The organism is Streptacidiphilus jeojiense (assembly GCF_000719095.1).
Lineage (GTDB): Bacteria > Actinomycetota > Actinomycetes > Streptomycetales > Streptomycetaceae > Streptacidiphilus > Streptacidiphilus jeojiensis.
In genome coordinates this window covers 56,793-81,139 of sequence record NZ_JOEH01000012.1, presented here as the reverse complement: position 1 = coordinate 81,139, position 24,347 = coordinate 56,793, and the positions used below count along the sequence as shown (strand labels likewise).

Here is a 24,347-nt window from a genome sequence, read left to right as displayed (position 1 = left end):
GCGGGCGGCAGCGTCTCGGCGCTCTTCGCTCGGCGCTCTTCGCTCGGCGCTGTTCGCCTCAGCGCTCCTCGCGGAACTCGACGTGGCGGCCGGCGCGCGGGTCGTACTTGCGCAGCACCGTGCGGTCGGGGTCATTGCGGCGGTTCTTGCGGGTGACGTACGTGAAGCCGGTGCCGGCGGTGGAGCGGAGCTTGATGATCGGGCGCAGTTCGTTGCGGGCCATGGCCGTCCCTTCGTCCTTCTCGTCCTCTGGTGCTGCCGGGCGAAATGGATGTCGTTTCCATCACGCCCACGGTGTTCACAACCGGGGGACAGGTCCGGGCATTCCCGCGCATGGCCCCCGGTTTGCCGGGCACACGCCGGAGTGAACCCGGTTCCGGGTCATCAGGGCTCAATTCGGGAGGCACTGTGCTCTGGCTCGTCCTGCTCATCATCGAAGGCCTGATCATCGGCATCCTCGCCAAGATCGTGGTTCCGGGCCGCAACCCGGTGCCGATCTGGCTGACCGTCATCATCGGTATCGCCGGTGCGCTCATCGGCAACTGGATCTCCAACTACGTGGGCGTGCGGCACACCAGCGGCATCGACTGGATCCGGCACCTGCTGCAGATCGGGGTCGCCGCGGTGTTCGTGGCGCTGGCCACACCGACCTATACCGGTCGCGGCAGGGCCCGTCGCTGAGATTGCGTCACCGGTAAGCGGGCACACGCCGTTCGAAGGAGGAGGATGAAATGGGTTTGGTCATTCTGGTTCTACTGCTCGCCCTGATACTCGGGGGCGCGGGTTTCGCACTGCACGTGCTCTGGTGGATCGCCCTGGTCGTCCTGGTGATCTGGGTCCTGGGATTCCTGTTCCGCGGGGCCGGGACCGGCGGCGGCCGTGGTCGCTGGTACCGATGGTGACCGGCTGAGATCCGGGCAGGAGCTGCAAGCGGGAGGGGTCCGGGGCCGAAAGGCCCCGGATCCCTCCCTTTCGCACGGTCTGCCGGGATCACGGACGGCGGCACTTGGGCAGGAGTTCGAAGAAATCCCACGGATGCTCAAAACCGCTGGTCAGGCCAGTCTTTGATGTCCACTGGGGGTGGTTGCACAGGGTTGCCGTCCGGTTGCGGCCCGTGTTGACCCTTTGCAGGGTGAACACGTCAGCTGTTCAACATAAGGAAAGGCATTACCCATGCACGTTTCTCGCAGGGCCAGCCTCGTGGTCGCCTCCCTCACCTGTGGCGCCCTCGCGTTCGGTGCCGCAGGAACGACCATCGCGCTCGCGGAGCAGCCCGCCAGCGGCAGCGCCGTGCACCCCGCGGCGGCGGTCCCCGACACGTCCGCGGCGCTGGCGGTGCTGTCGCAGTTCGGTGCGGTCGGGAAGGTAACCGACGCGGTCACCGCGGCGGCAGCGGCGACACCCGATCTGGCCACGGTGACCAACCTGGTCGCCACCGCCAAGACCGCTCTGGCGAGTGTGGTCGGCACGGCTGCGCCGGCTGCGAAGGCCGGGCACCGTGCGGCGACGCCCGACCCGAACGCCCTGGTCGCCCAGGCCGTGGCCCAGGTCAAGACCGTCCTGGACGATCTGGTCGCGGCCGTGACGTCCAAGGACCCGGCGAAGATCGCGGCCGCCCTGACCGCCGCCGTCCCGGCCGTGGTCAACCTGGTCGCCAGCCTGCTGCTGGGCGGTGGCCTGCCGCTGCCGACCCTGCCCGGACTGCCCCCTGTCTCCCTGCCGTCCCTCCCGGTCTCGGTTCCGTCGCTGCCCGTCGCGGCACCGTCGCTGCCCGGGGTCCCCGGTCTCTGACGGATCCGCCCCAGTCCCGCAGCCGGGCTGACCGTGTCCTCCGGCACGGTCGGCCCGGCTGCGTCCATGGCCGGGCCGACCTGCCGTGGGCAGGCGGCGTCAAGGGCGTGTCAAGGTTCCGCCAGAGGCCGCAAGCAACGCGTCAACAGCGCGCTAGTACCGGCCTGACATGCGCTTTCCTGGCAAAGCCGGAGTGATGCCGGTACCGGTCGGGAGCCCTCCTGGCAGGTTGGGAACCAGTTGATTCCAGGGGTGCATACCTCATGCTCGACGTGCTTTTTGTCGGGGTGACGATCCTTGTGTTCGCCGTCCTCGCTCTGATCGCCAAGGCGGTGGAGAAGCTGTGAGCGCCGACAACATCGTGGGCCTTGTGGTCGCGGTGGCCCTGGTCGGCTATCTGATCGCGGCTCTCATCCTCCCGGAGAAGTTCTGACCATGAACTCTTCTCTTGCGGGCTTTCTGCAGGCCCTGGCGCTGGTCGGTGCGTTGGCACTGTCCTACCGGCCGCTGGGCGACTACATCGCCCACACGCTCACCTCCCGCAAGCATCTGCGGATCGAGCGCGGCATCTTCAAGCTGATCGGCGTCGACGGCGACGCGGAGCAGACCTGGGGCGCCTACCTGCGCAGTGTGCTGGCTTTCTCCTTCGTGTCGGTGCTGTTCCTGTACGGCTTCCAACGGCTGCAGGAGCACCTGTGGCTTTCTCTGGGTTTCCCCGCGGTCACGCCGGCGATGGCGTGGAACACCGCGGCGTCGTTCGTCACCAACACCAACTGGCAGTCGTACTCGGGCGAGTCGACGATGGGCCATCTGGTGCAGATGGGCGGACTGGCGGTGCAGAACTTCCTGTCCGCCGCCGTCGGTATCGCGGTGGTGGCCGCGCTGATCCGCGGGTTCACCCGCAACAAGACCGACCACCTGGGCAACTTCTGGGTCGACCTGACCCGGATCACGCTGCGGGTGCTGCTGCCGATCTCGTTCGTGTTCGCGCTGGTGCTGGTGGCCGGCGGCGTGGTGGAGAACCTGCACGCCGCCCAGATCGTGCACACCCTGTCCGGTGCCACCCAGTCCATCCCCGGCGGTCCGGTGGCCTCGCAGGAGGTCATCAAGCAGCTGGGCACCAACGGCGGCGGCTTCTACAACGCCAACTCCGCCCACCCGTTCGAGAACCCCAACCCGTTCACCAACCTGCTGGCGATCTACCTGATGCTGGTGATCTCCTTCGCGCTGTGCCGCACCTTCGGCAAGATGGTCGGCAGCCACAAGCAGGGCTACACCATCCTGTCCGTGATGGGCCTGTACTGGATCGCCTCCGCGTCGCTGATCACCTTCTTCGAGCACCAGCACTCGGGCATCGCCGCGCAGATCGCCGGTGCGGCGATGGAGGGCAAGGAGGTCCGCTTCGGGATCCCCGGCTCCTCGCTGTTCGCCGCCTCCACCACGCTGACCTCCACCGGTGCGGTCAACTCGATGCACGACTCGTTCACGCCGCTGGGCGGCGGGACCGCGATCCTGAACATGATGTTCGGTGAGATCGCGCCGGGCGGCACCGGATCGGGGCTGTACGGGATCCTGATCCTCGCGGTGGTCACCGTGTTCGTGGCGGGCCTGATGGTGGGTCGCACCCCGGAGTACCTGGGCAAGAAGCTCGGTGCGCGGGAGATGAAGTTCGCCTCCCTCTACATCCTGACCACCCCGGCGATCGTGCTGTGCGGGACGGGTCTGGCGATGTCGCTGAAGGCCGGTCACGGCGGCGGGATGAACAACACCGGGCCGCACGGCTTCTCCGAGGTGCTGTACGCCTTCACCTCGGCGGCCAACAACAACGGCTCCGCGTTCGGCGGCATCACCGTCACCTCGACGCACTGGGAGACCGCACTCGGTCTGGCCATGCTCTTCGGCCGCTTCCTGCCCATGGTCTTCGTCCTCGCACTGGCCGGGTCGCTGGCCAAGCAGGCACCGGTCCCCGAATCCACCGGCACGCTCAGGACCAACACGCCGCTGTTCGTCGGCATGCTCTCCGGCGTGATCCTGATCGTCGTCGGTCTCACCTACTTCCCGGCTCTGGCACTCGGGCCGCTCGCGGAAGGGCTTCACTGATGTCCACCCCCACTCTCCACGACCCGGCCGTCGAGCCGGAGGCGCTGCTGCCTGCGGGTGAGACGGAACACCGGCTCTCGGCGGGTCTGCTCGACCCCAAGCAGTTGCTCACCTCCTTCCCCGACGCGATCAAGAAGCTCGACCCGCGGGTGATGGTCAAGAGCCCGGTGATGTTCGTGGTCGAGGTCGGCTCGCTGCTGACCACCATCTCGGCCATCGAGAAGCCCAGCGTGTTCGCCTGGGTGATCACCGTGTGGCTGTGGCTGACCGTGGTCTTCGCCAACCTGGCCGAGGCCGTGGCCGAGGGCCGCGGCAAGGCCCAGGCCGACACCCTGCGCCGCACCAAGACCGACACCGTCGCCCGCAAGGTCCAGGGCACCTGGGCGCCGGGCGCCACCAATGTCACCGAGGCCGAGGTCCCGGCCACCGAACTGAAGCTGGGCGACTACGTCGTGGTCGAGGCCGGCCAGATCATCCCCGGCGACGGGGACGTCGTCGAGGGCGTGGCCTCGGTGGACGAGTCGGCCATCACCGGCGAGTCCGCACCGGTGATCCGCGAGTCCGGCGGCGACCGCTCCGCGGTCACCGGCGGCACCAAGGTGCTCTCCGACCGCATCGTCGTCAAGATCACCTCCGAACCCGGCAAGACCTTCATCGACCGGATGATCGCCCTGGTCGAGGGCGCGGCACGGCAGAAGACGCCCAACGAGATCGCGCTGAACATCCTGCTGGCGTCGCTGACCATCGTGTTCCTGCTGGCCGTGGTCACCCTGCAGCCGATGGCCAAGTACGCCGGGGCCGAGCAGACCATCATCGTGCTGGTCGCGCTGCTGGTGGCACTGATCCCGACCACCATCGGCGCACTGCTGTCCGCGATCGGCATCGCCGGTATGGACCGGCTGGTGCAGCGCAATGTGCTGGCCATGTCCGGACGCGCGGTCGAGGCCGCCGGCGACGTCTCCACCCTGCTGCTGGACAAGACCGGCACCATCACCTTCGGCAACCGACAGGCGGCCGAGTTCCTGCCGATCGACAACGTGACCGACCGTCAGATAGCGGACGCCGCCCAGCTCTCCTCGCTCGCGGACGAGACTCCCGAGGGCCGCTCCATCGTCGTGCTGGCCAAGGAGAAGTACGGACTGCGCGAGCGCGTCCAGGGCGAGCTGACGCACGCCACCTGGATCGAGTTCACCGCCCAGACCCGGATGTCGGGTGTGGACCTGGACGAGCCTTCCGGGGTGCACGCGGTGCGCAAGGGCGCGGCCGGATCGGTCGCCGCCTGGGTGCGGGAGAACGGCGGAACCACCGGCCAGGAACTGGAGATCGCCGTCGAGCGCATCTCCAACCGTGGCGGCACCCCGCTGGTGGTGGCCGAGAAGCGCGGCAGCGAGCCTGCCCGTGCCCTGGGCGTCATCTACCTCAAGGACGTGGTGAAGCCGGGGATCAAGCAGCGGTTCGAGGACCTGCGGGCGATGGGCATCCGCACCGTCATGATCACCGGTGACAACCCGCTGACGGCCGCCGCGATCGCCGAGGAGGCCGGCGTCGACGACTTCCTCGCCGAGGCCACCCCCGAGGACAAGATGGCCCTGATCAAGAAGGAGCAGGCCGGCGGCAAGCTGGTCGCCATGACCGGGGACGGCACCAACGACGCCCCGGCCCTGGCCCAGGCCGACGTCGGCGTGGCCATGAACACCGGCACCTCGGCCGCCAAGGAGGCCGGGAACATGGTGGACCTGGACTCCAACCCCACCAAGCTGATCGAGATCGTCGAGATCGGCAAGCAGCTCCTGATCACCCGCGGCGCGCTGACCACGTTCTCCATCGCCAACGACGTGGCCAAGTACTTCGCGATCATCCCGGCCATGTTCGCCTCGGTCTACCCGGGCCTGCGGCACCTGAACATCATGGCCCTGGACAGCCCCAAGTCCGCGATCACCTCCGCGATCATCTTCAACGCCCTGATCATCATCGGCCTGATCCCGCTGGCCCTGCGCGGAGTGCGCTACAAGCCCTCCTCCGCCCAGTCCCTGCTCCGCCGCAACCTGGGCATCTACGGCATCGGCGGCCTGATCCTGCCCTTCGTCGGCATCAAGGCGATCGACCTGATCGTGCAGTTCATCCCCGGACTGCACTGAGAGAGTGTGACGACATCATGGCCAAGCCCCTCCCCACCGCACTGCGCAACCACCTGACCGGTCTGCGGCTGCTGCTGCTGTTCACCGTCCTGTGCGGCCTCGCGTACCCGCTGCTGGTCACCGGGATCTCCCAGGTCGCCTTCTCCAGCCAGGCCAACGGCTCGCTGGTCAAGGGCAAGGACGGCACCGTGGTCGGGTCCTCGCTCATCGGACAGAACTTCACCACCACCTCGGCCGACGGCAAGACCGTCAGCCCCGACCCCAAGCTGTTCCAGTCCCGGCCCTCGGCCGCGGGCGCCGACGGCTACGACCCCACCGCCTCGGCCGGTAGCAACAAGGGCACCAACGACGCCGGCCTGGCCACCACCTACACCCAGCTCAAGGCCGCCATCGCCAAGTTCAACGACGTCAGCCAGAGCCAGGTGCCCCCGGACGCGATCACCGAGTCCGGCTCCGGACTGGACCCCGACATCAGCCCGGCCTACGCCGCCATCCAGGTCAACCGGGTCGCCCAGGCCCGCGGCCTGACCGACGCCCAGGTCCAGGCCCTGGTCGCCAAGTACACCCAGAGCCGCACCCTCGGCTTCCTCGGCGAACCCCGCGTGGACGTCCTCAACCTCAACATCGCCCTCACCAAGCTCGGCTGATCCTCGGCAGTGCTGACGGCGACGACCGGCTGAGGCGGATCAGTCGGTCATCGCCATCCGGTCGATGCCCTCGCCGTCCGGGGAGAGTGTGAAGGTGAGGGTGGACGGGCCGTTGTAGCCGCCGTCGGTGCCGATCGTCACGATCAGCACCGGCGGCGGCTGCGTGGACCAGCGATGGACCGTCAGCCGGCCGTTCAGGCCCAGGAACTCGCGGTCGCTCCAGTCGCGGACCTGCTCACGGCCGACGAACACCCGGCCCCAGTCGTCCACGACGCCGTCGGTGCCGAAGAGTTCGGCGAAGGCGTCGGAGTCGCCCCGGTCCACCGCGTCCAGGAGACGGCGCACGGGGGTCGGCAGGAGCGTGTCGGGCGGGTGGCCGGGGCTGCTGTTCATGCCGTCCAGCCTCGCCGAAAGCGCCGTTGCCCGCCCCGGTCCCAGGACCGGTGCGGGCAACGGACTTTCGTCCTCAGCCGCTGGTCGCAGCGGACCGGTCGGGACCGGCTCAGACCACTGCCTCCAGTACCTGGCACAGGGTGTCCAGGGCCCCGGTGAAGGCGTGCTCGGCCGGTGTCCCGTAGCCGACGACCAGGCCGTCCCCTGCTTCGGGGCGGGGGACGGCGGGGTGCCGGAAGGAGTCCAGGCCCTGTACGGCCAGGCTCAGCCAGTCGGCGCTGCGCAGCGCCTGCTGCTCCGTCCCCGGGGGCAGTCGCAGCACCACGTGCAGTCCGGCGGCGATGCCGCTGACCCGGACCGAGGGGACCCGCTCGGCGAGCGCCGCGACCAGCCGGTCGCGGCGTCGGCGGTAGCGCAGCCGCATCGCCCGCAGATGGCGGTCGTAGCCGCCGGAGGTGATGAACTCGGCCAGGGTCAGCTGGTCCAGCACGCTGGGATGCCGCTCGTCGGCCTGCTTGGCCGTCACCACCCGTTCCACCAGGTGTCCGGGCAGCGCCATCCAGCCCAGCCGGAGTGCGGGGGCGAGGCTCTTGCTGGCGGTGCCGAGGTAGACCACGCGTTCGGGGTCCAGGCCCTGGAGCGCGCCCACCGGCTGGCGGTCGTAGCGGAACTCCCCGTCGTAGTCGTCCTCCAGTACCAGGCCGCCGGTGGACCTGGCCCAGTCGACCGCGGCCGCGCGCCGGTCCGGGTGCAGCGGCACCCCGGTGGGGAACTGGTGCGCGGGGGTGAGCAGCACCGCGCCGTGGTGTCGACGAGTCGTCAATTGCGTTGTATCAGCACCGTGGTGATCTACCGTCAGGGGAACGCTGGTGAGCCCGCCGGCAACGGCCAGATCGCGGTGGACGTCCAGGCCGTAGGACTCCATGGCGAGCGTGCGCACGCCGTCGGCGCGCAGGACGCGGCTCAGCAGCGAGAGTCCCTGGGTGAATCCCGAGCAGACGACCAGCTGCTCCGGGGTGGTGCGCACGCCGCGGGCCCGGGACAGGTACTCCGCCAGCGCCTCGCGGAGCGGCTGGCAGCCGCGCGGGTCCCCGTAGCCGAACATCTCGTTGGGCGCCGTCGCCAGCGCCCGGCGGGCGGCGGCGAGCCAGGCCGTGCGGGGGAACGCGGAGAGGTCGGGGGAGCCGGCGTAGAGGCTGGTGGAGGTGTGGAAGGGGGCGAAGGGTCCCAGCGGGGCCGGGGGCCGGACCGGCTTCGCCGACCGCTTCCCGCGACGTCCGCCGTCCGGGCCGGTCACCCGTCGGGCCACCCGGGTGCCGGACCCCTGGCGGGCCGTGAGCCAGCCCTCGGCCACCAGTTCGCCGTAGGCGTCCGCGACGGTGTTGCGGGCCACCCCGAGGTCGGTGGCCAGCGAGCGCGACGGCGGCAGCCGGGTCCCGGGAGCGAGCCGCCCGCTGCGGACGGCCTCCCGCAGCGCGTCGGTGAGCGAGGCGCGGACGCCGCCGGGGCCGCCGAGGTCCAGATCGAGGTGGAGGTCGACGGTGCCGGGCTGATTGGCCCACTGATCTGCCATGGAAATGGACCATACTCCTGCGCTACTTGCCTCGTAGGTTGGTGTCCGTGACCACGATCGACACGTCCGACAGCCAGGGAGCCCACATGTCCGGCCAGCGCATGAACCTCGCCAAGCTCGCCCCCGAGGTCTACCAGGCGATGGTCGCCCTCGACCGCGCCGCCAGCCGGGGCGTGGACCCGGTCCTCGCCGAGCTCATCAAGATCCGCTCCTCGCTGCTCAACCACTGCGCCTTCTGCCTCGACATGCACACCCGCGACGCCCGCAAGGGCGGCGAGACGGAGGAGCGGATCTACCTCCTCAGCGCCTGGGAGGAGGCCGGTCCGGTCTTCACCGAGAAGGAGCAGGCCGCGCTCGCGCTCACCGAGGCCGTCACCGTCATCACCGACGGCTTCGTCCCGGACGAGGTCTACGCCCGCGCCGCCAAGCACTTCGAGGAGGCGGAGCTGGCCCAGGTCATCGCGCTGATCCTCACCATCAACTCCTGGAACCGGATCGCGGTGACCACCCGGATGCAGCCGACCCTGGGCCGCTGAGGATCAGCGGGCCGCCGGAGCGGCGGGGGTGGCGGGGGCCGCGACGGTGGGGAGCGGCTCCACGCCGACCTCGGTGACGACCGGGCCCTGGGCGGCGGGTGTCGACGAGGTCTGCGCGATGCCCGCGCCCACCAGGACCAGCAGCCCGCCGACGATCTGCGGCAGCGCCAGGTGTTCCCCGAGCAGCACCCAGGCCAGCACCGTCCCGACCACCGCCTCCAGGCAGGCGACGACCCCGGCGACCTGAGCCGACAGATGGCTGACCGCCGCCACCCCGGTCACATAGGCCACCACGGTCGCGACCACGATCACCCAGCCGAGCAGCAGCAGCGCCGGGACCTGCCGTCCGCCCATGGAGACGTCGTGGCCGAAGACCGACCAGTCGATGTTCCACGGCCGGGATGCGACGGTGAAGACGATCGCACCGACCAGCAGCCCGTAGGCGCTCAGCGCGATGGCGTCCACCGGCTTCTCGGCCTCCGGGCCGTCGGCGGAGCTGTTGGCGGCCCCGGCGCCGACGCCTTCCGCCAGGACGAAGTAGGCGACCTGGCAGAAGGCCGCGCCCAGCCCCAGCGCCACGCCCCAGGGGTTGAGCCCGCCGAGCCCGCTCCAGATCTGCACCACGCAGCACAGCCCCAGCACGGCGAGCAGCGCACCCAGCGCGGCCCTGCGGCCGACCTTGCGGCGCTGGACGAAGCGGATGTAGCCGAGCAGCAGCGGCGGGCCCAGGTACTCGATCAGCAGTGCCACGCCGACCGGGATCAGCGCCAGCGAGGCGAAGGACAGGCCCTGGCAGCCGGCCACCGCGAACAGCCCGAAGCCGAGCACCAGCCCGGGGCGGCGGCGCGGCAGGTCGCGGTGCTTGACCAGGACCGGCAGCAGGATCAGCACGGCGCCGGTGGCCCGCAGCCACACCACGTCCATGGGGCTGAGGCCGGCCTCCATCAGCGGTTTGGCCGCCGTCCCCGAGCCGCCGAAGGCGCAGGCGGAGATGAGGATGAGGACCAGGCCGGTGAGCCGGTGCGGGGTGCGGGCGGTGCTGGGCATTGGGCCATTCTGGCAGCGGGCGGCTCGCCTCCGACAGGGGTTTAGTGGCAGGACGGTGCTGTACAGGTTGTACGGGGTGTACAGCGGCGGCGATCCCTACAGGCCAGGACGACAGCTCAGCACGACAGCTCAGGACGACCGTTCAGGTCACCGCCCCAGCCGAGGCCGTGAAGCGCTGCTCGCGCCAGACGCCGGACTCCAGCACCTCCCGCAGCGCCGTCGCCGCGTCCAGGACGTCACGGTGGCTCAGGTAGAGCGGGGTGAAGCCGAAGCGCAGCACGTCCGGGGCGCGGAAGTCGCCGATCACGCCGCGTTCGATCAGCGCCTGCATCACGGCGTAGGCGTGCGGGTGCCGCAGCGAGACCTGGCTGCCGCGGCGCGACGGCTCGGCGGGGGTGAGCGAGGGCAGGCCGAGGGGTGCGGTGAGCTCCAGGAAGAGCGAGGTCAGGCTGAGGCTCTTGGCGCGCAGCGCGGTGAGGTCGACCTCGTCCCAGAGGTCCAGTGCCGCCTGCAGGCCGGCCATGCTCAGCAGCGGCGGAGTGCCGGTGAGGAAGCGTCCGATGCCGTCGGCCGGGCGGTAGCCGGGTTCGAAGGCGAAGGGGTCGGCATGGCCGAACCAGCCGGTGAGCGGCTGTTCGGCGGCGTCGTGGTGGCGGGCGGCGGCGTAGAGGAAGGCGGGGGAGCCGGGGCCGCCGTTGAGGTACTTGTAGCTGCAGCCGACCGCGAAGTCCGCACCGGCGGCGTCCAGTTCGACCGGCAGCGCGCCGACCGAGTGGCACAGGTCCCAGACCACCAGCGCGCCGTGCCGGTGCGCGAGTTCGGTGATGCCGGCCATGTCGCGCAGCTCGCCGGTGCGGTAGTCGACGTGGGAGAGCAGCAGCACGGCGGTGTCGTCGGCGAGCAGGCCGGCCAGCGAGTCCGTGGTCCAGCCGTCGCGGTCCAGCAGCCTGCGGTCGCGGGCGGCAACGCCGACGCCCTCGGTGAGGTAGAGGTCGGTGGGGAAGCTGCCCAGCTCGGCGACCAGGACCCGACGGTCCGGACGCAGCCGCCGGGCCGCCGTCAGCACCTTGAAGAGGTTCACCGAGGTCGAGTCGCAGACCACGGTCTGCCCGGGCGCGGCGCCGACCAGCGGGGCGATCCGGTCGCCCAGGCCGCGCGGCAGGTCGTACCAGCCGGCCTCGTTCCAGCTGCGGATCAGGCCCTCGCCCCACTCCTGCCGCACCAACCGGGCGATCCGCTCGGGGGTGTGCACGGGGAGCGCGCCGAGGGAGTTGCCGTCCAGGTAGAGCACGCCTTCGGGGAGGGTGAACCGGGAGCGGAAGCCGCGCAGCGGGTCGGCGGCGTCGAGGGCGGCGATGTCCGGGGCATCGGCGTCCGGGCCGGTGACGTCCGGGTCGGCGAGGTCGACGGTGGTGTCCGGGCGGTCAGAGGTCATTGCGGGCGCTCCAGAGCTCGGGGAAGACATCCTGGTCGGCCGCCTTGCGCAGCCAGCTGAGTCCGCTGGAGCCGCCGGTGCCGGGCTTGGCACCCATGGTCCGCTTCACCGAGGCGAGATGCCGCTGCCGCCAGCGGGTGACGCGTTCGGCGACGTCCAGCAGCAGTTCGCCGAGGAGTGCGAGGTCGCGGTGGTGCGTGCCGTCGTCGCCGCCCCGGTAGACCTCGGTCCAGCCCGCGGCGTCGGCGGTCAGTCCGCGCCGCCCCAGCAGCGCGGCGACGTCGTCGTAGAGCGAGGGGCCGTGCAGGGTCGCCGCGAGCTCGGCGTGCACCCGGGGGTGGCCCGCGTAGAGCTCCAGCAGCCGCTCGTGCTTGTTGCCGAGCAGGAACTCCAGGTGCAGGTAGGCGTACGACTGGAAGCCGCTGGCCTCGCCCAGGTACGGGCGGAAGGCGCTGAACTCGACCGGCGTCATGGTCGCCAGCAGGTCCCAGGAGCCGACCAGGACGTCCTGGACGCCGAGCCCGCGCCGCAGCGCGGCGGTGGCGGCCGGCAGGTCGTCGGCGCGCAGCGCCTGCTGGGCCAGCGTCCACTCCTGGCGGAGCTGGGCGAACAGCAGCTCCATCACCTGGGTGGCGACGATGAAGGTGCGCTCGCCGGGCTCCTTGCTGCGCGGGTGCTGGAGCGAGTGCAGCTCGTCGATGCCGGCGTAGGCGGTGTACGGGGTGGTGGGCTCGCCGAAGTCGAGCCGGGGGGAGGTGGTGGGGGTTGCCATCGGGGTGCCTCCGTCGCTTGCTTCCGGTCCGGCTGCGCTGCGGGCTCGCTCGCCTCTGTCATTCTGCGCGGCGGAGGGCCCTCGCTGAATGGCCGACGGATGCCCGTTGGGCCGTTCTGCCTACCATGGGGAAGGTGCACGCCCCCATCGGGTTGCCGATCGACAGGCGGACAGGAGGCGACCGGTATGGACGCCGTGGACCGGCGGCTGCTGGCCGAGCTGCAGCAGGACGCCAGGCTGTCCTTCAACGAGCTCTCGCGCCGGGTCAACCTGTCCTCGCCGGCCGTCGCCGAACGGGTGCGCAGGCTGGAGGCGGCGGGGGTGCTGACGGGGTATCACGCACAGGTCGACCTGGTCCGGGCCGGGCGGCCGGTCAGTGCCCTGGTCCAGGTGCAGTGCTACGGACCGCGCTGCGTACTGCGCGACCCGGCCGTCGCCGACTGGCCGGAAGTACTGCAATTGCACCGGGTGACCGGAGGAGCCTGCTGCGTGCTGATGGTGGCGGTAGCTTCGATGGCGGAGTTCGAATCGCTCATCGACCGACTGGCCGAGTACGGGCAGCCCTCCAGCACCATGATCCTGTCCAGTCCGGTGCTGTGGCGGCCCGTCGAACCGGCCTGACCAGCTGGCCCGAAGGAGTTACGGCATGAGTGAGGTGCTGAACCGCCCGTCCCCGCCGCCCGACCACACCGCGCACTACGGCTCGCACCGGGAACAGGTCGTCGACCTGCGGATGCCCAAGGAAGGACCGGCCAACGGCACCCTGGTGGTGCTGATCCACGGCGGCTTCTGGCGCGCCGCCTACGACCGGACCCACACCGGCCCGCTGGCCGACGCGCTGGCCGCGGCCGGCTACACCCTCGCCGTCCCGGAGTACCGGCGGGTCGGCTCCTTCGGCGGGGGCTGGCCGGGGACCTTTGACGACCTCTCGGTTTTCCTGGAGATGCTGCCGCTGATCAGCACCGCCCACGGCATCAGGACCAAGCGCACGGTGCTGGTCGGGCACTCGGCCGGCGGCCACCTCGCGCTGTGGGCCGCGGCCCGGCACCGGCTGCCGGCCGGCTCCAACTGGCGGACCGACTGGCGTCCTGACGCGGTGGTCGCGCTGGCCGGGTGCTCCTCGCTGGCGCTCACCGACGTCTGGGAGCTGAGCCGGGGCGCGGCGGCGGAGCTGCTCGGCGGCGGCGTCAACGACGTCCCCGAGCGCTACGCGCTGGCCGATCCGGGCGCGCTGCTGCCCCTGGGCGTCCCGGTGACGCTGCTGCACGGGACCATGGACGACGACGTCCCGGTCGACATGAGCCGCGAGTTCGCGGGGCTGGCCCAGCGGTCCGGTGATCCGGTGCGGCTGGTGGAGCTGCCCGGGATGGACCACTTCGGGCTCATCGATCCGCTGTCCACGGCCTGGCCGCACCTGCTGGAGGCCATCGACGACGGGGGCTGACTGCGGGCTGACGATCCGACATTCCCATAACCGGATGTACGAACAGCGGCTGGGACTACCCCGATTGGGTGTCGAACATGTGCACTCGATCAGGGAATAGCCCTCCCCATTCCCGTCCGCCACCCTGGAATCGCAGGTCACACGCTTTCTGGGGAGGCAGCAGCAGATGACGGACGAGCAGACGGCTCTCGGCACAGCAGCAGCGAAGAACCTGGCGACCACCACCAAGACCGCCCCGCAGATGCAGGGCATCACGTCCCGGTGGTTGCTGAAGATGCTGCCGTGGGTGCAGGTCGCCGGCGGCACCTACCGGGTCAACCGGCGCCTCACCTACGCCACCGGACGGGGGCGGATCAGCTTCGCGCAGACCGGCGCGGAGGTACGGATCGTCCCCCCGACGCTGGCCGAACTGCCGGTCCTGCGGGGGTTCCAGGACCAGACGTTGCTCATCGAGCTGGCCGGCCGCTTCGAGCAGCGCGAGTTCGAGCCGGGCGAGGTGGTCGCCGAACTCGGCGCACCCGTCGACCACGTCCTGGTCGTCGCGCACGGCAAGATCCGCAAACTGGGGGACGGCAAGTTCGGCGACCACGACGCGGTCCTCGGCACCCTCGCCAACGGCGACCACTTCGGCGACGAGTCGCTCACCGGCGAGGCCACCGCATGGCCCTGGACCGCGAAGGCGGCCACCGCCGGCACGCTGCTGGTGCTGCCCAGGGAGGCCTTCGCCGACCTGGTCGGCCGCTCCGCGGCGCTGCAGGCCCAGGTCGACGGCTACATCGCCGAGTCCTCCTGGGCCCAGGACAAGCACGGCCAGGCCGCCATCGACCTGGCCGCCGGGCACGAGGGCGAGGAGCAGCTCCCGGGCACCTATGTCGACTACGAACTCGCGCCGCGCGAGTACGAGTTGAGCGTCGCGCAGACCGTGCTGCAGGTCCACAGCCGGGTCGCCGACCTCTACAACCAGCCGATGAACCAGATCGAGCAGCAGCTCAAGCTCACGGTGGAGGCCCTGCGCGAACGCCAGGAGCACGAGCTGATCAACAACCCGGACTTCGGGCTGCTCCACAACGCCGAGCACGAGCAGCGGATCCACACCCACGGCGGCCCGCCCACCCCCGACGACATGGACGAGCTGCTCTCCCGCCGCCGCGGCTCGCAGTTCTTCCTGGCCCACCCGCGCGCCATCGCCGCGTTCGGACGGGAGTGCAGCAAGCGCGGGCTCTACCCGGACTCCGTGGACGTCGGCGGGCACCGGATCCCGTCCTGGCGCGGGGTGCCGATCTTGCCCTGCGGCAAGATCCCGGTGAACGGCGGCCACACCAGCTCGATCCTGGTGCTGCGCACCGGCGAGGACAACCAGGGCGTGGTCGGCCTGCACCAGACCGGCATCCCGGACGAGTACGAGCCCGGCCTGTCGGTGCGGTTCATGGGGATCAACGAGAAGGCCATCATCCAGTACCTGGTCAGCACCTACTTCTCGGCCGCGGTGCTGGTCCCGGACGCGCTCGGGGTGCTGGAGAACGTCGAGGTCGCCCATCCGCGCGACTGAGCGCCCGGCGCCAACCGTCCGCCGTCCGCGCGAGCTCAGCCGAGAGAACCAGGAGCGTGGCCATTTGAGCTGGTCAGACGTGGCGATCTTCGTCGGATCGCTGGTGCTTGCCGCACTCGTGCTGTGGGTGCTGCAGCTCTTCGTCCCGCACCCCCGCCGGGAGCTGCACAACGATGTCGCCGGCTTCATCTTCGCCGGCGTCGGGGTGATCTACGCGGTCCTGCTGGCCTTCGTGGTCATCTCCGTCTGGGAGAACGTGGACGCGGCCCGGCAGACCACCTTCAAGGAGGCGGACGCGCTGGCCGGCGTTTACTGGATCTCCCGCGACCTGCCGCTGCCGATCGGCGCCACGATCGAGCACGACACCCTGGACTACGCGCACACGGTCCAGGACACCGAATGGCCCCTGATGGGGTCGCACCGGAGCAGTCCCCAGGCCACCCAGGAGGTCTATGCCATCCGTGCCGCGGTGAACTCCTTCCAGCCGACCACCCCGCAGCAGGAGGTCCTCTACGAGCACGCGGTGACCCATGTCGAGGACCTGGCCACGGAGCGGCGGGCGAGGCTGACGGAAGTGGAGGACTCGGTCCCGCCCATCCTGTGGGGCGCGCTGATCCTGGGCGCGGTGGTGACCATCGGCTTCACCTATCTGTTCGGCCTGTCCAACACCCTGGTCCACACCCTGATGGTGCTGTCGCTGACAGCGCTGGTGGTCGGATCACTGATCCTGGTGAAGGAGATGAACTACCCCTTCCTCGGCGTCACCAAGGTCGAGCCGACGGCCTTCCAGGTCTTCCTGGACCGGCTGCCGGCGCCCCGATGACCGGCCTGCGACGCCCAATCGCCCACTAGGACGGGATCTGACCTAGTTGGTCCGTAGCGTGGGGGCTACCAACTTCCCAGAAGAGAAAGCGGTGGCCCCCATGCCTGTACTCGTTTCCGCGGAGACCGACGAGCGTGCCGCACTGCTCCAGTTCGTGGAGGCCCAGCGCGGCGCGCTCCGCCGTGCTGTGGGCGGTCTGACCGAGGAGCAGGCCTCCTCCCGCCCCACGGTGAGCGAACTGTCGGTGGCCGGAGTGCTCAAGCACTGCGCCGAGATGGAGAGCAACTGGGTCCGGGTGATCCTGGCCGGCCGGCCGTCGCTCCGGCAGCGGGACCAGTCCAACTGGGGCGACAGCTTCCGGCTGGTCGACGGCGAGACCGTGGACGACGTGCTGGCTTTCCAGGAGGCCGTCAGCGCCGAGACCGCCGAGATCATCGCCGCCCTGCCGGACCTCGACGTCGAGGTCCCGCTGCCGGAGGCGCCGTGGTTCCCGCAGGGTTCGCACCGCTCGGCCCGCTGGATCCTGCTGCACCTGGTCGAGGAGCTGGCCCGGCACGCCGGCCACGCCGACATCCTCCGCGAGTCGGTCGACGGGGCCACCGCGTTCGCCCTGCTGGGCTGGTAGCTCCGGCCCACCCAAAACCTTCCTCCACGAAGAGCCACCCCTCCCGTTCCGGGCCGGGGTGGCTCTTCGTGCTTCCGGTGCCGCAGAAGCTGTGTAACGTCCGCCCGGCCCCTCCGCGTCATAGGTGCAGAGAACGGAACGGTAACCACTCCACCCGGGGGCTCAGTGAAACAGGCACAGATCGACGAGTACCTGGACTTCGCGACCGCGCGCAGCGGACACCTCTACCGGACGGCGTGCCTGCTGGCCGGCGGGGACAGCCATCTGGCCGAGGACCTGGTGCAGGAGACGCTGGGGCGGCTGTACGTGCACTGGCGCCGGGTCTCCGGCGCCGACAATCCGGCCGCGTACGCGCACACCGTGCTGGTGCGGGCGTTCCTCAGCCACCGGCGCCGCCGCAGCAGCGGCGAGCGCCCCACCGGGTACCTGCCGGACGGGGCCGACGGGGCGTCAGCGGCAGCGGGGCAGGGGGACCCCGCGCTCCGGCTCACCCTGCTGAGTGCGCTCCAGCAACTCACGGTCCGGGACCGCGCCGTGGTGGTGCTCCGCTACTGGGAGGACCGCAGCGTCGAGGAGACCGCGACCGCGCTGCGGCTCAGCGCCGGCGTCGTCCGCACCCAGAGCTCCAGGGCGCTCAAGCAGCTGCGCCAGATCCTCGGCACCAGCCTCGGCGACCTCGCTCACCGCTAGCCGGCTCCTGCTCACTCACCTCATCATCACCCAATCGAGAGGGTGGCCCTGCCATGCCCTTTGAAGACGAACTCACCGAAGCACTCAACGACACCGCCCACAGCTTCCAGCCGGATCTGACCTCCCTGGTGAACGCCGGAGTGGGCGACGGCCGCCGGCGCAACCGCCGTCGCCGCGCGCTGGGCGTGCTCGGCACCGTCACCGCGCTCGCGGTGGTCGGCGTCGGCGGGACCTTCGCGTCCGGTGCGCTGTCCAGCGACCAGGGCACCGGGAAGTCCGCCGGCCACAGCGTGGCGACCGGCAAGCCGGCCAAGGTCCAGGTCGCCGACGCGGCGCCGGTCAGCGCCCAGGAGATGGTCGCCAAGCTGGAGTCGCTGCTCCCGCACGGGACCTTCAGCAGGGCCACCGGGACCGGGACCGAGGAGGGCGGCGGCAGCAAGGGCGGCGGCGCGGGCGCGTACCTGGTCTTCCAGGACGGCCACGGCGCGGTGCAGGTCAGCGTCAACGTCGAGCACCACTACGCCAGTGCGGCGGACGCCTCGGGTCAGCTCAGCTGCCCGAGCAAGATCGATTCTCCGTACGACATCTGCTCGGTCAAGCGCAACGCCGACGGCTCGGTGCTGGTCGTCCACCAGAGCCACGAGTACACCAACGACCCCGGCAGCACCAAGGAGTGGTTCGCCGTCCTCACCCGCAGGGACGGCTCCCAGGTCACCTTCGACGAGTTGAACTCGGACCAGGAGAAGGGCGCCGCGGCGACCAGGACCGATCCGCCGCTGTCGCCGGCCGCGATGGCCGCGCTGGTCGGGAGTGACACCTGGGCACCGGTGATCGCGGCGCTGCCCGCGCCCGCCTCCCAGCCCGGCAGCGGATCGGGTTCGGGCTCGGGTTCGGCCGATCCGGGCAGCGGGGCGCAGGTGCTGGCCAAGCTCAGGTCGCTGCTGCCGAGCGGGGTCGGCGTCTCGCAGACGCGGACCGACAGCGGCTTCGCCGAGGTGCTGCTGACGGACGGCAAGGGGTCGGGCTTCCTGACCGTCTCGGTGGTGCCCGAGTCGGCTCCGGCCACCAAGCCGGGGCAGAGCGGGCCTCCGGCCGCCGACCCGTTCGCGGGGGCGACCAAGCTGTCCGACGGTTCGCTGCTGCTGGTCAAGCAGCAGCAGCCGGAGAAGGGCCCGGCCGGGGTGCTGCAGTGGAGCGCCTACCTGAAGACGGCGAAGGGCACCGTCGTCTACGTCGACGAGTACAACGACAAGGCCTACCAGACGCCCAAGGACCGGGCCGTGCCGGTGCTGACGATCGCTCAGCTCAAGCAGCTCGTCACCAGTCCGGTCTGGGGCGGCTGACCCCGGCGGCCGCCGTCGAGCGGGTACGTACCGGGCATCCCGTCGGCTGTGCCAAGCTGGCGGGATGTCGACGATCCGTTCGTACCGCCCTGCCGATCTCGAAGCCCTGTACGACGTCTGTATCCGTACCGGGCACAACGGCGGTGACGCCACCGGGCTCTACCAGGATCCGCGGATCCTGCCCGACATCTTCACCGGGCCCTATCTGGCGCTGCGGCCGGAGCTGGCGTTCGTACTGGCGGACGAGGAGGACCGGGCGGTCGGCTACATCATCGGCGCGGCCGACACCCCGGCGTTCGTCGACGACTTCCGGCGGGACTGGCTGCCCACGGTGGCCGGGCGCTACCCGGAGGGCAGCGGTGCCGGGCGGGACGCCCAGCGGATCAGGGAGCTGCACCATCCGGAGTGGATGTGGCACGAGGAACTCGCCGAGTATCCGGCGCACCTGCACATAGACCTGCTGCCCGAGGCCCAGGGCAAGGGCGCGGGGCGGGCCCTGATGGGCACCTACCTGGCCGCGCTGCGGGAACGGGGGGTGCGGCGGGTGCACCTGGGAATGAGCGCGGCGAACCACGGTGCCAGGGCGTTCTACGACCGGCTGGGGTTCCGTGAACTGCACCGCACGGGGGATGGCGGAGGGGTGACGCTGGGTCGCGAAACCGACTGAGGGATCGCGGCTGCGGACCGTAGTTGGCGGGCTGCGCAGTTCCCCGCGCCCCTGGGGGGCTGCAACTGACCCACTGTGAGTAAGTTGCAGCCCCCTCAGGGGCGCGGGGAACTGCGCGACCAGCCAACTACGGTCCGCACTGAACCCCTAGAGGCTGACCCCGAAGTCGCGGGCGATGCCCGACAGGCCCGAGGCGTACCCCTGGCCGATCGCGCGGAACTTCCACTCCGCGCCGTTGCGGTAGATCTCGCCGAAGACCATCGCGGTCTCGGTCGCGGCGTCCTCGGAGAGGTCGTAGCGGGCGATCTCGGCGTCGCCGTTCTGGTTCACGACGCGGATGAAGGCGTTGCGGACCTGGCCGAAGTTCTGGCTGCGGTTCTCGGCGTCGTAGATGGAGACCGGGAACACCAGCTTGTCGGCCTCGGCCGGGAGGCCGGCCAGGTTCACCTTGATCTGCTCGTCGTCGCCCTCGCCCTGGCCGGTGAGGTTGTCACCGGCGTGGACCACGGTCTGGTCCGGGGTGGCGGTGTTGTTGAAGAACACGAAGTGCTTGTCCGAGAGGACCTTCCCGGAGGCGTCGAGAACGATCGCGCTGGCGTCCAGGTCGAAGTCGGTCCCGGTGGTGGTGCGAACATCCCAGCCCAGGCCCACGGTGATCGCCGTGAGACCGGGTGCCTCCTTGGTGAGGGAGACGTTTCCGCCCTTGGACAGGCTTACCGGCATGGTGGGGCCCCTTCCTGTTCCTGCTTCTCGTTGGAGTCGCTCTCTGCCGGTAAGAACGTGGGGGGAGCCTCTTACGGTTCCCGCTCTACGGCAGCCGGGGAAAGCGGGCCTGGACCTCCCAGACCGTGGCGTTGTCGGCCAGGCCCTCGTGCAGGTCGCACAGGTCGGCGATCAGGTCCTGCAGGAAGTCCCGTGCCTCCCGGCGCAGTTCCGGGTGGCGGACGGTGAGCGGCGGGCCGTCCACCCAGTCGGCGCGGATCTCCACCCAGTTGAAGCGGCGGCTGAACCGCAGCAGGTCGGCCGACTCGGTGAAGTCCAGCTCGCTGCTCTGCAGGGCGGAGCCGCGGCCGCCGGTGGGGTCGCGGTCGATCTCCTCGACGATGTCGCACAGCGCCCAGGCGAAGTCCAGCACCGGGACCCATCCCCAGGCTGTGGACAGGTCGGTGCGGCCCTCGCCCTGGATGTGGACGTCGCCGCAGAACAGGTCGTGCCGCAGGGCGCGGGCGCCGACGCTGCGGTAGTCGGTCTGCGGGGGGTCGGGGAAGCGGGTGGACAGCGAGTAGCCGAGGTCGATCACCGGACGATGGTCGCACGGTGCGGTCCGGGGGATTTAAGCCCTGGCGGAGCCGGGCGGGAAGCGGGGATCATGGGGGCATGTCCCTTCCCGTCCGCGTCCGTGGCTCGGTCGTCGTTCCCGACGCCGAGCTCCAGTGGCGTTTCTCGCGTTCCTCGGGCCCGGGCGGCCAGCATGTGAACACCTCCGACACCCAGGTGGAGCTGCGCTTCGACATCGCCGCCTCGGCGGCGCTGCCGCAGGTGTGGAAGGAACGGGCGCTGGAGCGCCTGGCCGGGCGCCTGGTGGACGAGGGCGTGCTGGTGGTGCGGGCCTCCGAGCACCGCTCGCAGTGGCGCAACCGGGAGGCCGCCGCGGTGCGGCTCGGGGCGCTGCTGAGCGATGCGGTGGCCCCGCCGCCGCGGGCGCGCCGGGCGACCCGGCCCAGCCGCGGTGTGGTGGAGCGCAGGCTCACCGACAAGAAGCGGCGGGCGGACGTGAAGCGGGGGCGTTCGGGCCGGTTCGACTGACGCCGGGTCAGCGCGGCCGACGGGTCGGTGGCCGCCGGGTCAGTCCAGCCGGCGGTACTGCCCGTGGAAGTAGACCAGCGGGCCGCCGTCGTGGTGCGCGATCCGCGCGTCCAGCACCCGGCCGATCAGCAGGACGTGGTCGCCGGCGGATATCCGCTGCTCGGTGCGGCACTCCACGGTCGCCAGCGCTCCGTCCACCAGCGGGGCCCCGCTCGCCGGGCCGCGGTGGTGCGGCAGGTCGGCGAAGAGCAGCCGGTCGCTGATCCGGCCCTTCATGGCGAAGCGGGCCGCGGTCTGCCGCTGCTCGGCGGCGAGGATGGAGACCGCCCAGTGGTCGACCCTGGTGAGCGCCTCCTCCATCCGGGAGTCCTCCCGCACGGACACCAGGACCAGGGGCGGTTCCAGGGAGACCGAGAGGAAGGCGGTGGCGGTCATCCCGATGTCCTCGCCGCGCGGCCCGTCGTCGGGGTCGTGGGCGGCCAGCAGGACCACGCCGGAGGCCAGCTGGCCCAGGGCGGCCCGGAAGGCCTCAGAGGTGGCCTCCACGGCTTCCGCGGCCGGTGCGGCGGCGGAGGCGGGGGCGGCGGGACGGTGCGGGGAGGGGGTTGCGGCTTGGTACACGCTACGCACGGTATCTTCGCCCGACCGCGGTCCGCATCGGACCTGGGACCGAGCCCGCCCCCGGGCGAAGGTCCTAGGCGGGCCGGGAGCGGGTCTCTGCCGTCGTGAAGTGACGGAACAGACAGAGGAGTGTGGGGGAAACGCGCGTTTTCACCCTTAGGAGTGAACACTTAGGCCTTGGCGGCGGGATGATGCCTTCAGTTCTTGGCACGCCCGTCCGAGGTAGAGGGAGGGGCCCGGGTGCGTATTGGCACGGTTTGCCCAGGATGAACTGGTTATCGGGACTGGCGAGTTGTGTGAGTTGGGTCACAAGTGACGTTCATTTGCTGACCCAGCGTGCCGATTGATGTGCTCCCTGTGATTCAGTTTGTTTGGCAATCGGACCATAGGCATGACAGGCACCACGCGGGGCCGGCTCTGCGCAGTCGTACTACTGAGACGTCATCAGGACGTACCGTCAGGTCGCATGTCACGGAGGGAGTGCGTGATGGACACCGAGTCCGAGCCGTACGTCCGACTCGCGACCCTGCGCACCCTGCACCGCGTCATCGCCGACCTCAACGCCGCCCGCAGTCTGGCCGGAACCCTCCAGGCGGTGGTCGAGGGGGCCGTGAACGGCCTCGGCTTCGAGGCCGCCGTGGTCAACCTGGTCCGTCCGGACGGGGACCTGGTGATCGCCGCCGTCTGGGACGGCGCCGCCGAGGAGAACACCGAGGGCGGCATCGACAGCCTGCTCGGCCAGGTCGGCTCCCGCGAGTCCTGGAACCGGCTGCTCAACGTCGGCGAGGTCTGGGGCTCCCTGGTCTTCGTCCCGCACGAGCGCAGCTGGGCCTGCAACCCCGACATCCCGACCTGGGGCGGCATCTCCGGGGGCGAGCTCGCCCCGGTCGAGTCCGCCTCCTTCGACCCCTGGCACCCCGACGACGTGCTGCTGGCCCCGATGTACAGCCTCGGCGGCGAGCTGCTGGGAGTGCTGTCGGTGGACCGCCCGCGCAACGGGCGCAGACCCGGGCAGTGGACCCGGGAGTCGCTGGAGATGTTCAGCCAGCAGGCCGGGATCGCGATCGGCAACGCCCGGCTGCGGGCCGAGATGCAGCGGGCGCTGATCCGGCTGGAACGCGAGCAGCACACGCTCCGGGCCAGCGAGGAGAGCTTCCGCCAGGCCTTCGAGTACGCGCCCAGCGGGATGGCCATCACCGAGCTGCACGGCGCCCAGCGCGGCAAGCTCACCCGGGTCAACGACGCCCTGTGCCGGCTGCTGGGCCGGCCCAGGGCCTCGCTGCAGCGGCAGGGGTTCGAGGACCTGGTGCACCCCGAGGACGAGGGCCTGCTGCGCCGGGTCTCCGCCGAGAACGGTCGCGCCGAGGTGCGGCTGGCCCGGCGGGACGGCGGCTACCAGTGGGTCTACCTGCGCAACTCGGTGGTCGCCGACACCGAGGAGGGGGCCCGCTTCCTGCTCACCCATGTCGAGGACATCGAGGACCGCAAGCGCCATGAGCTGCAGCTGGTGCACCGGGCCAGCCACGACGCGCTGACCGGCCTGCCGAACGCGGCCGAGCTCAAGGCCCGGCTGCGGGTGCGGCTGTGCGAGCACCCGCAGGAGCCGGACGTGCGCGCGGTGGCCGGCGCGGCCGGCGGGCCGGAGGACCACGGCTACCAGCTGGCGAGCTACGGCGGCAGCCCCTACGAGGGCGGCTTCGACCACGTCCACGCGGTGCTGCCGGAGGACCCGGCGGCCGAGGCGCGCGGCGGGCGCGGGCTCGCGGTGCTCTTCTGCGACCTGGACGGCTTCAAGTCGATCAACGACCGTTTCGGCCACGGCGCGGGCGACGCGGTGCTGATCGAGGTGGCCCGGCGGCTGCAGCACGTGGTCCGTGAGGGCGACACCGTGGCCAGGCTCGGCGGCGACGAGTTCGTGGTGCTGGCCGACGGCCTGGGCCGGGACGAGGCCAAGGACCTGGCCGGGCGGCTGCGCACCGCGATCATCCCGCCGATGCGGGTGGACGGGCGCGCGGTCCGGGTCGGTGTGAGCCTCGGCATCGGCTGGGCCGGCTGCGGGATGTCCATCGACGAAGTGCTGCACACCGCCGACGAGCGGATGTACCTGGAGAAGCGGGCCAGGGCCGGGGCCGCGAGTGGCGGAAACCGTTCGCACCGGCGCGCGGGCTGACCCGGGGGCGCGGGCGGCGGACGGCACTTCCGGTCCTCCGGCGCTTACCTGCGTGTCGCCCGAGCCGGGTAGTGTGCACGGGATAGGGCGTGCCCGCCGACCCCGGCGGGCGGGTGTGACGCCTGGTGTCGATCATGTAGCGTGACCCTTCCTCCGCTCGTGCGGGAGCGGATGGTC

General features: G+C 70.9%; 27 protein-coding genes. 18 read left to right on the top strand and 9 right to left on the bottom strand.

Features of this window, described 5'->3' with window-relative positions; all coding sequences use genetic code 11:
• Positions 1 to 58: 58 nt before the first annotated feature.
• Positions 59 to 223 (bottom strand): 50S ribosomal protein L33, encoded by a 165-nt coding sequence (rpmG, locus tag IF29_RS0117820; protein ID WP_030255668.1) that lies wholly within the window; start codon positions 221 to 223, stop codon positions 59 to 61.
• Positions 224 to 408: 185 nt separating this feature from the next.
• Here rpmG and IF29_RS0117815 point away from each other — a divergent pair, with 185 nt between their 5' ends.
• The 7 genes from IF29_RS0117815 (at position 409) to kdpC (ending at position 6,676) form a co-directional block, all read left to right on the top strand.
• Positions 409 to 681, top strand: coding sequence for a GlsB/YeaQ/YmgE family stress response membrane protein (locus IF29_RS0117815; RefSeq protein WP_030255666.1), 273 nt, complete (start codon positions 409 to 411; stop codon positions 679 to 681).
• A 50-nt stretch (positions 682 to 731) separates the two neighbouring features.
• Positions 732 to 902 (top strand): hypothetical protein, encoded by a 171-nt coding sequence (locus IF29_RS0117810; protein ID WP_030255664.1) that lies wholly within the window; start codon positions 732 to 734, stop codon positions 900 to 902.
• A gap of 271 nt (positions 903 to 1,173) precedes the next feature.
• On the top strand, positions 1,174 to 1,791 hold the full coding sequence (locus IF29_RS43655) for a hypothetical protein (RefSeq protein ID WP_051725448.1): 618 nt from the start codon (positions 1,174 to 1,176) through the stop codon (positions 1,789 to 1,791).
• 343 nt (positions 1,792 to 2,134) lie between these two features.
• Complete coding sequence (kdpF, locus tag IF29_RS46080; RefSeq protein WP_037595652.1) at positions 2,135 to 2,224, top strand: K(+)-transporting ATPase subunit F; 90 nt, start codon at positions 2,135 to 2,137, stop codon at positions 2,222 to 2,224.
• A gap of 2 nt (positions 2,225 to 2,226) precedes the next feature.
• Positions 2,227 to 3,891, top strand: a complete 1,665-nt coding sequence (gene kdpA, locus IF29_RS0117790; protein WP_030255657.1) for a potassium-transporting ATPase subunit KdpA — start codon at positions 2,227 to 2,229, stop codon at positions 3,889 to 3,891.
• Positions 3,891 to 6,029, top strand: coding sequence for a potassium-transporting ATPase subunit KdpB (kdpB, locus tag IF29_RS0117785; RefSeq protein WP_030255654.1), 2,139 nt, complete (start codon positions 3,891 to 3,893; stop codon positions 6,027 to 6,029). Before kdpA ends, kdpB begins: the two co-directional genes overlap by 1 nt.
• A 17-nt stretch (positions 6,030 to 6,046) precedes the next feature.
• The gene (gene kdpC / locus IF29_RS0117780; RefSeq protein ID WP_030255648.1) at positions 6,047 to 6,676 is read left to right on the top strand and encodes a potassium-transporting ATPase subunit KdpC; all 630 of its coding nucleotides are present in this window, start codon (positions 6,047 to 6,049) and stop codon (positions 6,674 to 6,676) included.
• 39 nt (positions 6,677 to 6,715) lie between these two features.
• Here kdpC and IF29_RS0117775 read toward each other — a convergent pair whose 3' ends face one another.
• Positions 6,716 to 7,069 carry a nuclear transport factor 2 family protein gene (locus tag IF29_RS0117775; protein ID WP_030255646.1) on the bottom strand — a complete coding sequence of 118 codons (354 nt, stop codon included), beginning with the start codon at positions 7,067 to 7,069 and terminating at the stop codon, positions 6,716 to 6,718.
• A 109-nt stretch (positions 7,070 to 7,178) separates the two neighbouring features.
• Positions 7,179 to 8,642 (bottom strand): MocR-like pyridoxine biosynthesis transcription factor PdxR, encoded by a 1,464-nt coding sequence (pdxR, locus tag IF29_RS0117770; RefSeq protein ID WP_030255643.1) that lies wholly within the window; start codon positions 8,640 to 8,642, stop codon positions 7,179 to 7,181.
• Positions 8,643 to 8,689: 47 nt separating this feature from the next.
• On the opposite strand from pdxR, the gene IF29_RS0117765 reads away from it, so the two are divergent.
• Positions 8,690 to 9,178: a carboxymuconolactone decarboxylase family protein gene (locus IF29_RS0117765; protein WP_380523233.1), complete on the top strand. Its 489-nt coding sequence runs from the start codon at positions 8,690 to 8,692 to the stop codon at positions 9,176 to 9,178.
• Between the two features lie 3 nt (positions 9,179 to 9,181).
• On the opposite strand, the gene IF29_RS0117760 is transcribed toward IF29_RS0117765, so the two are convergent.
• From IF29_RS0117760 to IF29_RS0117750, 3 genes are all read right to left on the bottom strand, one after another.
• The gene (locus tag IF29_RS0117760) at positions 9,182 to 10,225 is read right to left on the bottom strand and encodes an EamA family transporter (protein ID WP_051725447.1); all 1,044 of its coding nucleotides are present in this window, start codon (positions 10,223 to 10,225) and stop codon (positions 9,182 to 9,184) included.
• Positions 10,226 to 10,367: 142 nt separating this feature from the next.
• A complete protein-coding gene (gene kynU, locus IF29_RS0117755; protein ID WP_084714447.1) occupies positions 10,368 to 11,660 on the bottom strand; it encodes a kynureninase in 1,293 nt (430 codons plus the stop codon).
• Positions 11,650 to 12,432 carry a tryptophan 2,3-dioxygenase gene (locus IF29_RS0117750; protein ID WP_030255632.1) on the bottom strand — a complete coding sequence of 261 codons (783 nt, stop codon included), beginning with the start codon at positions 12,430 to 12,432 and terminating at the stop codon, positions 11,650 to 11,652. Before IF29_RS0117750 ends, kynU begins: the two co-directional genes overlap by 11 nt.
• Positions 12,433 to 12,618: 186 nt before the next feature.
• Here IF29_RS0117750 and IF29_RS0117745 point away from each other — a divergent pair, with 186 nt between their 5' ends.
• The 8 genes from IF29_RS0117745 to IF29_RS0117710 all read left to right on the top strand — a co-directional run bounded on the left by IF29_RS0117745 (position 12,619) and on the right by IF29_RS0117710 (position 19,573).
• Entirely contained in the window at positions 12,619 to 13,053 is a 435-nt protein-coding gene (locus IF29_RS0117745) for an Lrp/AsnC family transcriptional regulator (protein WP_030255629.1), read from the top strand.
• Between the two features lie 25 nt (positions 13,054 to 13,078).
• On the top strand, positions 13,079 to 13,876 hold the full coding sequence (locus IF29_RS0117740; protein WP_030255626.1) for an alpha/beta hydrolase: 798 nt from the start codon (positions 13,079 to 13,081) through the stop codon (positions 13,874 to 13,876).
• Between the two features lie 166 nt (positions 13,877 to 14,042).
• Positions 14,043 to 15,425, top strand: coding sequence for a family 2B encapsulin nanocompartment shell protein (locus IF29_RS0117735; RefSeq protein ID WP_084714444.1), 1,383 nt, complete (start codon positions 14,043 to 14,045; stop codon positions 15,423 to 15,425).
• Between the two features lie 64 nt (positions 15,426 to 15,489).
• Positions 15,490 to 16,248: a bestrophin-like domain gene (locus IF29_RS0117730; RefSeq protein ID WP_030255621.1), complete on the top strand. Its 759-nt coding sequence runs from the start codon at positions 15,490 to 15,492 to the stop codon at positions 16,246 to 16,248.
• 100 nt (positions 16,249 to 16,348) lie between these two features.
• Positions 16,349 to 16,873, top strand: a complete 525-nt coding sequence (locus IF29_RS0117725; protein ID WP_030255619.1) for a DinB family protein — start codon at positions 16,349 to 16,351, stop codon at positions 16,871 to 16,873.
• 165 nt (positions 16,874 to 17,038) lie between these two features.
• Positions 17,039 to 17,563, top strand: a complete 525-nt coding sequence (locus IF29_RS0117720; protein ID WP_030255616.1) for a SigE family RNA polymerase sigma factor — start codon at positions 17,039 to 17,041, stop codon at positions 17,561 to 17,563.
• A 53-nt stretch (positions 17,564 to 17,616) separates the two neighbouring features.
• Positions 17,617 to 18,906, top strand: coding sequence for a hypothetical protein (locus IF29_RS0117715; protein WP_030255614.1), 1,290 nt, complete (start codon positions 17,617 to 17,619; stop codon positions 18,904 to 18,906).
• A 64-nt stretch (positions 18,907 to 18,970) separates the two neighbouring features.
• Positions 18,971 to 19,573, top strand: a complete 603-nt coding sequence (locus tag IF29_RS0117710; RefSeq protein WP_030255611.1) for a GNAT family N-acetyltransferase — start codon at positions 18,971 to 18,973, stop codon at positions 19,571 to 19,573.
• A 147-nt stretch (positions 19,574 to 19,720) separates the two neighbouring features.
• Here the strand turns inward: IF29_RS0117710 and IF29_RS0117705 are convergent, their stop codons facing one another.
• On the bottom strand, positions 19,721 to 20,296 hold the full coding sequence (locus tag IF29_RS0117705) for a TerD family protein (RefSeq protein ID WP_030255608.1): 576 nt from the start codon (positions 20,294 to 20,296) through the stop codon (positions 19,721 to 19,723).
• A gap of 85 nt (positions 20,297 to 20,381) precedes the next feature.
• Complete coding sequence (locus IF29_RS0117700) at positions 20,382 to 20,873, bottom strand: hypothetical protein (RefSeq protein WP_030255607.1); 492 nt, start codon at positions 20,871 to 20,873, stop codon at positions 20,382 to 20,384.
• A gap of 77 nt (positions 20,874 to 20,950) precedes the next feature.
• Between IF29_RS0117700 and arfB the strand changes: the two genes are divergently transcribed.
• A complete protein-coding gene (gene arfB / locus IF29_RS0117695; RefSeq protein ID WP_030255605.1) occupies positions 20,951 to 21,379 on the top strand; it encodes an alternative ribosome rescue aminoacyl-tRNA hydrolase ArfB in 429 nt (142 codons plus the stop codon).
• Between the two features lie 39 nt (positions 21,380 to 21,418).
• On the opposite strand, the gene IF29_RS0117690 is transcribed toward arfB, so the two are convergent.
• Complete coding sequence (locus IF29_RS0117690) at positions 21,419 to 22,000, bottom strand: flavin reductase family protein (protein ID WP_037595648.1); 582 nt, start codon at positions 21,998 to 22,000, stop codon at positions 21,419 to 21,421.
• Positions 22,001 to 22,487: 487 nt separating this feature from the next.
• On the opposite strand from IF29_RS0117690, the gene IF29_RS0117685 reads away from it, so the two are divergent.
• Positions 22,488 to 24,170, top strand: a complete 1,683-nt coding sequence (locus IF29_RS0117685) for a diguanylate cyclase domain-containing protein (RefSeq protein ID WP_030255602.1) — start codon at positions 22,488 to 22,490, stop codon at positions 24,168 to 24,170.
• Positions 24,171 to 24,347 lie beyond the last annotated feature (177 nt).

Bases quoted from the DNA above. Each gene is read 5' to 3' on its own strand.
- rpmG (WP_030255668.1), bottom strand. From the start codon at position 223: ATGGCCCGCAACGAACTGCGCCCGATCATCAAGCTCCGCTCCACCGCC.
- IF29_RS0117810 (WP_030255664.1), top strand. From the start codon at position 732: ATGGGTTTGGTCATTCTGGTTCTACTGCTCGCCCTGATACTCGGGGGC.
- IF29_RS43655 (WP_051725448.1), top strand. From the start codon at position 1,174: ATGCACGTTTCTCGCAGGGCCAGCCTCGTGGTCGCCTCCCTCACCTGT.
- kdpA (WP_030255657.1), top strand. From the start codon at position 2,227: ATGAACTCTTCTCTTGCGGGCTTTCTGCAGGCCCTGGCGCTGGTCGGT.
- kdpB (WP_030255654.1), top strand. From the start codon at position 3,891: ATGTCCACCCCCACTCTCCACGACCCGGCCGTCGAGCCGGAGGCGCTG.
- kdpC (WP_030255648.1), top strand. From the start codon at position 6,047: ATGGCCAAGCCCCTCCCCACCGCACTGCGCAACCACCTGACCGGTCTG.
- IF29_RS0117775 (WP_030255646.1), bottom strand. From the start codon at position 7,069: ATGAACAGCAGCCCCGGCCACCCGCCCGACACGCTCCTGCCGACCCCC.
- pdxR (WP_030255643.1), bottom strand. From the start codon at position 8,642: ATGGCAGATCAGTGGGCCAATCAGCCCGGCACCGTCGACCTCCACCTC.
- IF29_RS0117760 (WP_051725447.1), bottom strand. From the start codon at position 10,225: ATGCCCAGCACCGCCCGCACCCCGCACCGGCTCACCGGCCTGGTCCTC.
- kynU (WP_084714447.1), bottom strand. From the start codon at position 11,660: ATGACCTCTGACCGCCCGGACACCACCGTCGACCTCGCCGACCCGGAC.
- IF29_RS0117750 (WP_030255632.1), bottom strand. From the start codon at position 12,432: ATGGCAACCCCCACCACCTCCCCCCGGCTCGACTTCGGCGAGCCCACC.
- IF29_RS0117745 (WP_030255629.1), top strand. From the start codon at position 12,619: ATGGACGCCGTGGACCGGCGGCTGCTGGCCGAGCTGCAGCAGGACGCC.
- IF29_RS0117740 (WP_030255626.1), top strand. From the start codon at position 13,079: ATGAGTGAGGTGCTGAACCGCCCGTCCCCGCCGCCCGACCACACCGCG.
- IF29_RS0117735 (WP_084714444.1), top strand. From the start codon at position 14,043: ATGACGGACGAGCAGACGGCTCTCGGCACAGCAGCAGCGAAGAACCTG.
- IF29_RS0117725 (WP_030255619.1), top strand. From the start codon at position 16,349: ATGCCTGTACTCGTTTCCGCGGAGACCGACGAGCGTGCCGCACTGCTC.
- IF29_RS0117715 (WP_030255614.1), top strand. From the start codon at position 17,617: ATGCCCTTTGAAGACGAACTCACCGAAGCACTCAACGACACCGCCCAC.
- IF29_RS0117710 (WP_030255611.1), top strand. From the start codon at position 18,971: ATGTCGACGATCCGTTCGTACCGCCCTGCCGATCTCGAAGCCCTGTAC.
- IF29_RS0117705 (WP_030255608.1), bottom strand. From the start codon at position 20,296: ATGCCGGTAAGCCTGTCCAAGGGCGGAAACGTCTCCCTCACCAAGGAG.
- arfB (WP_030255605.1), top strand. From the start codon at position 20,951: ATGTCCCTTCCCGTCCGCGTCCGTGGCTCGGTCGTCGTTCCCGACGCC.
- IF29_RS0117685 (WP_030255602.1), top strand. From the start codon at position 22,488: ATGGACACCGAGTCCGAGCCGTACGTCCGACTCGCGACCCTGCGCACC.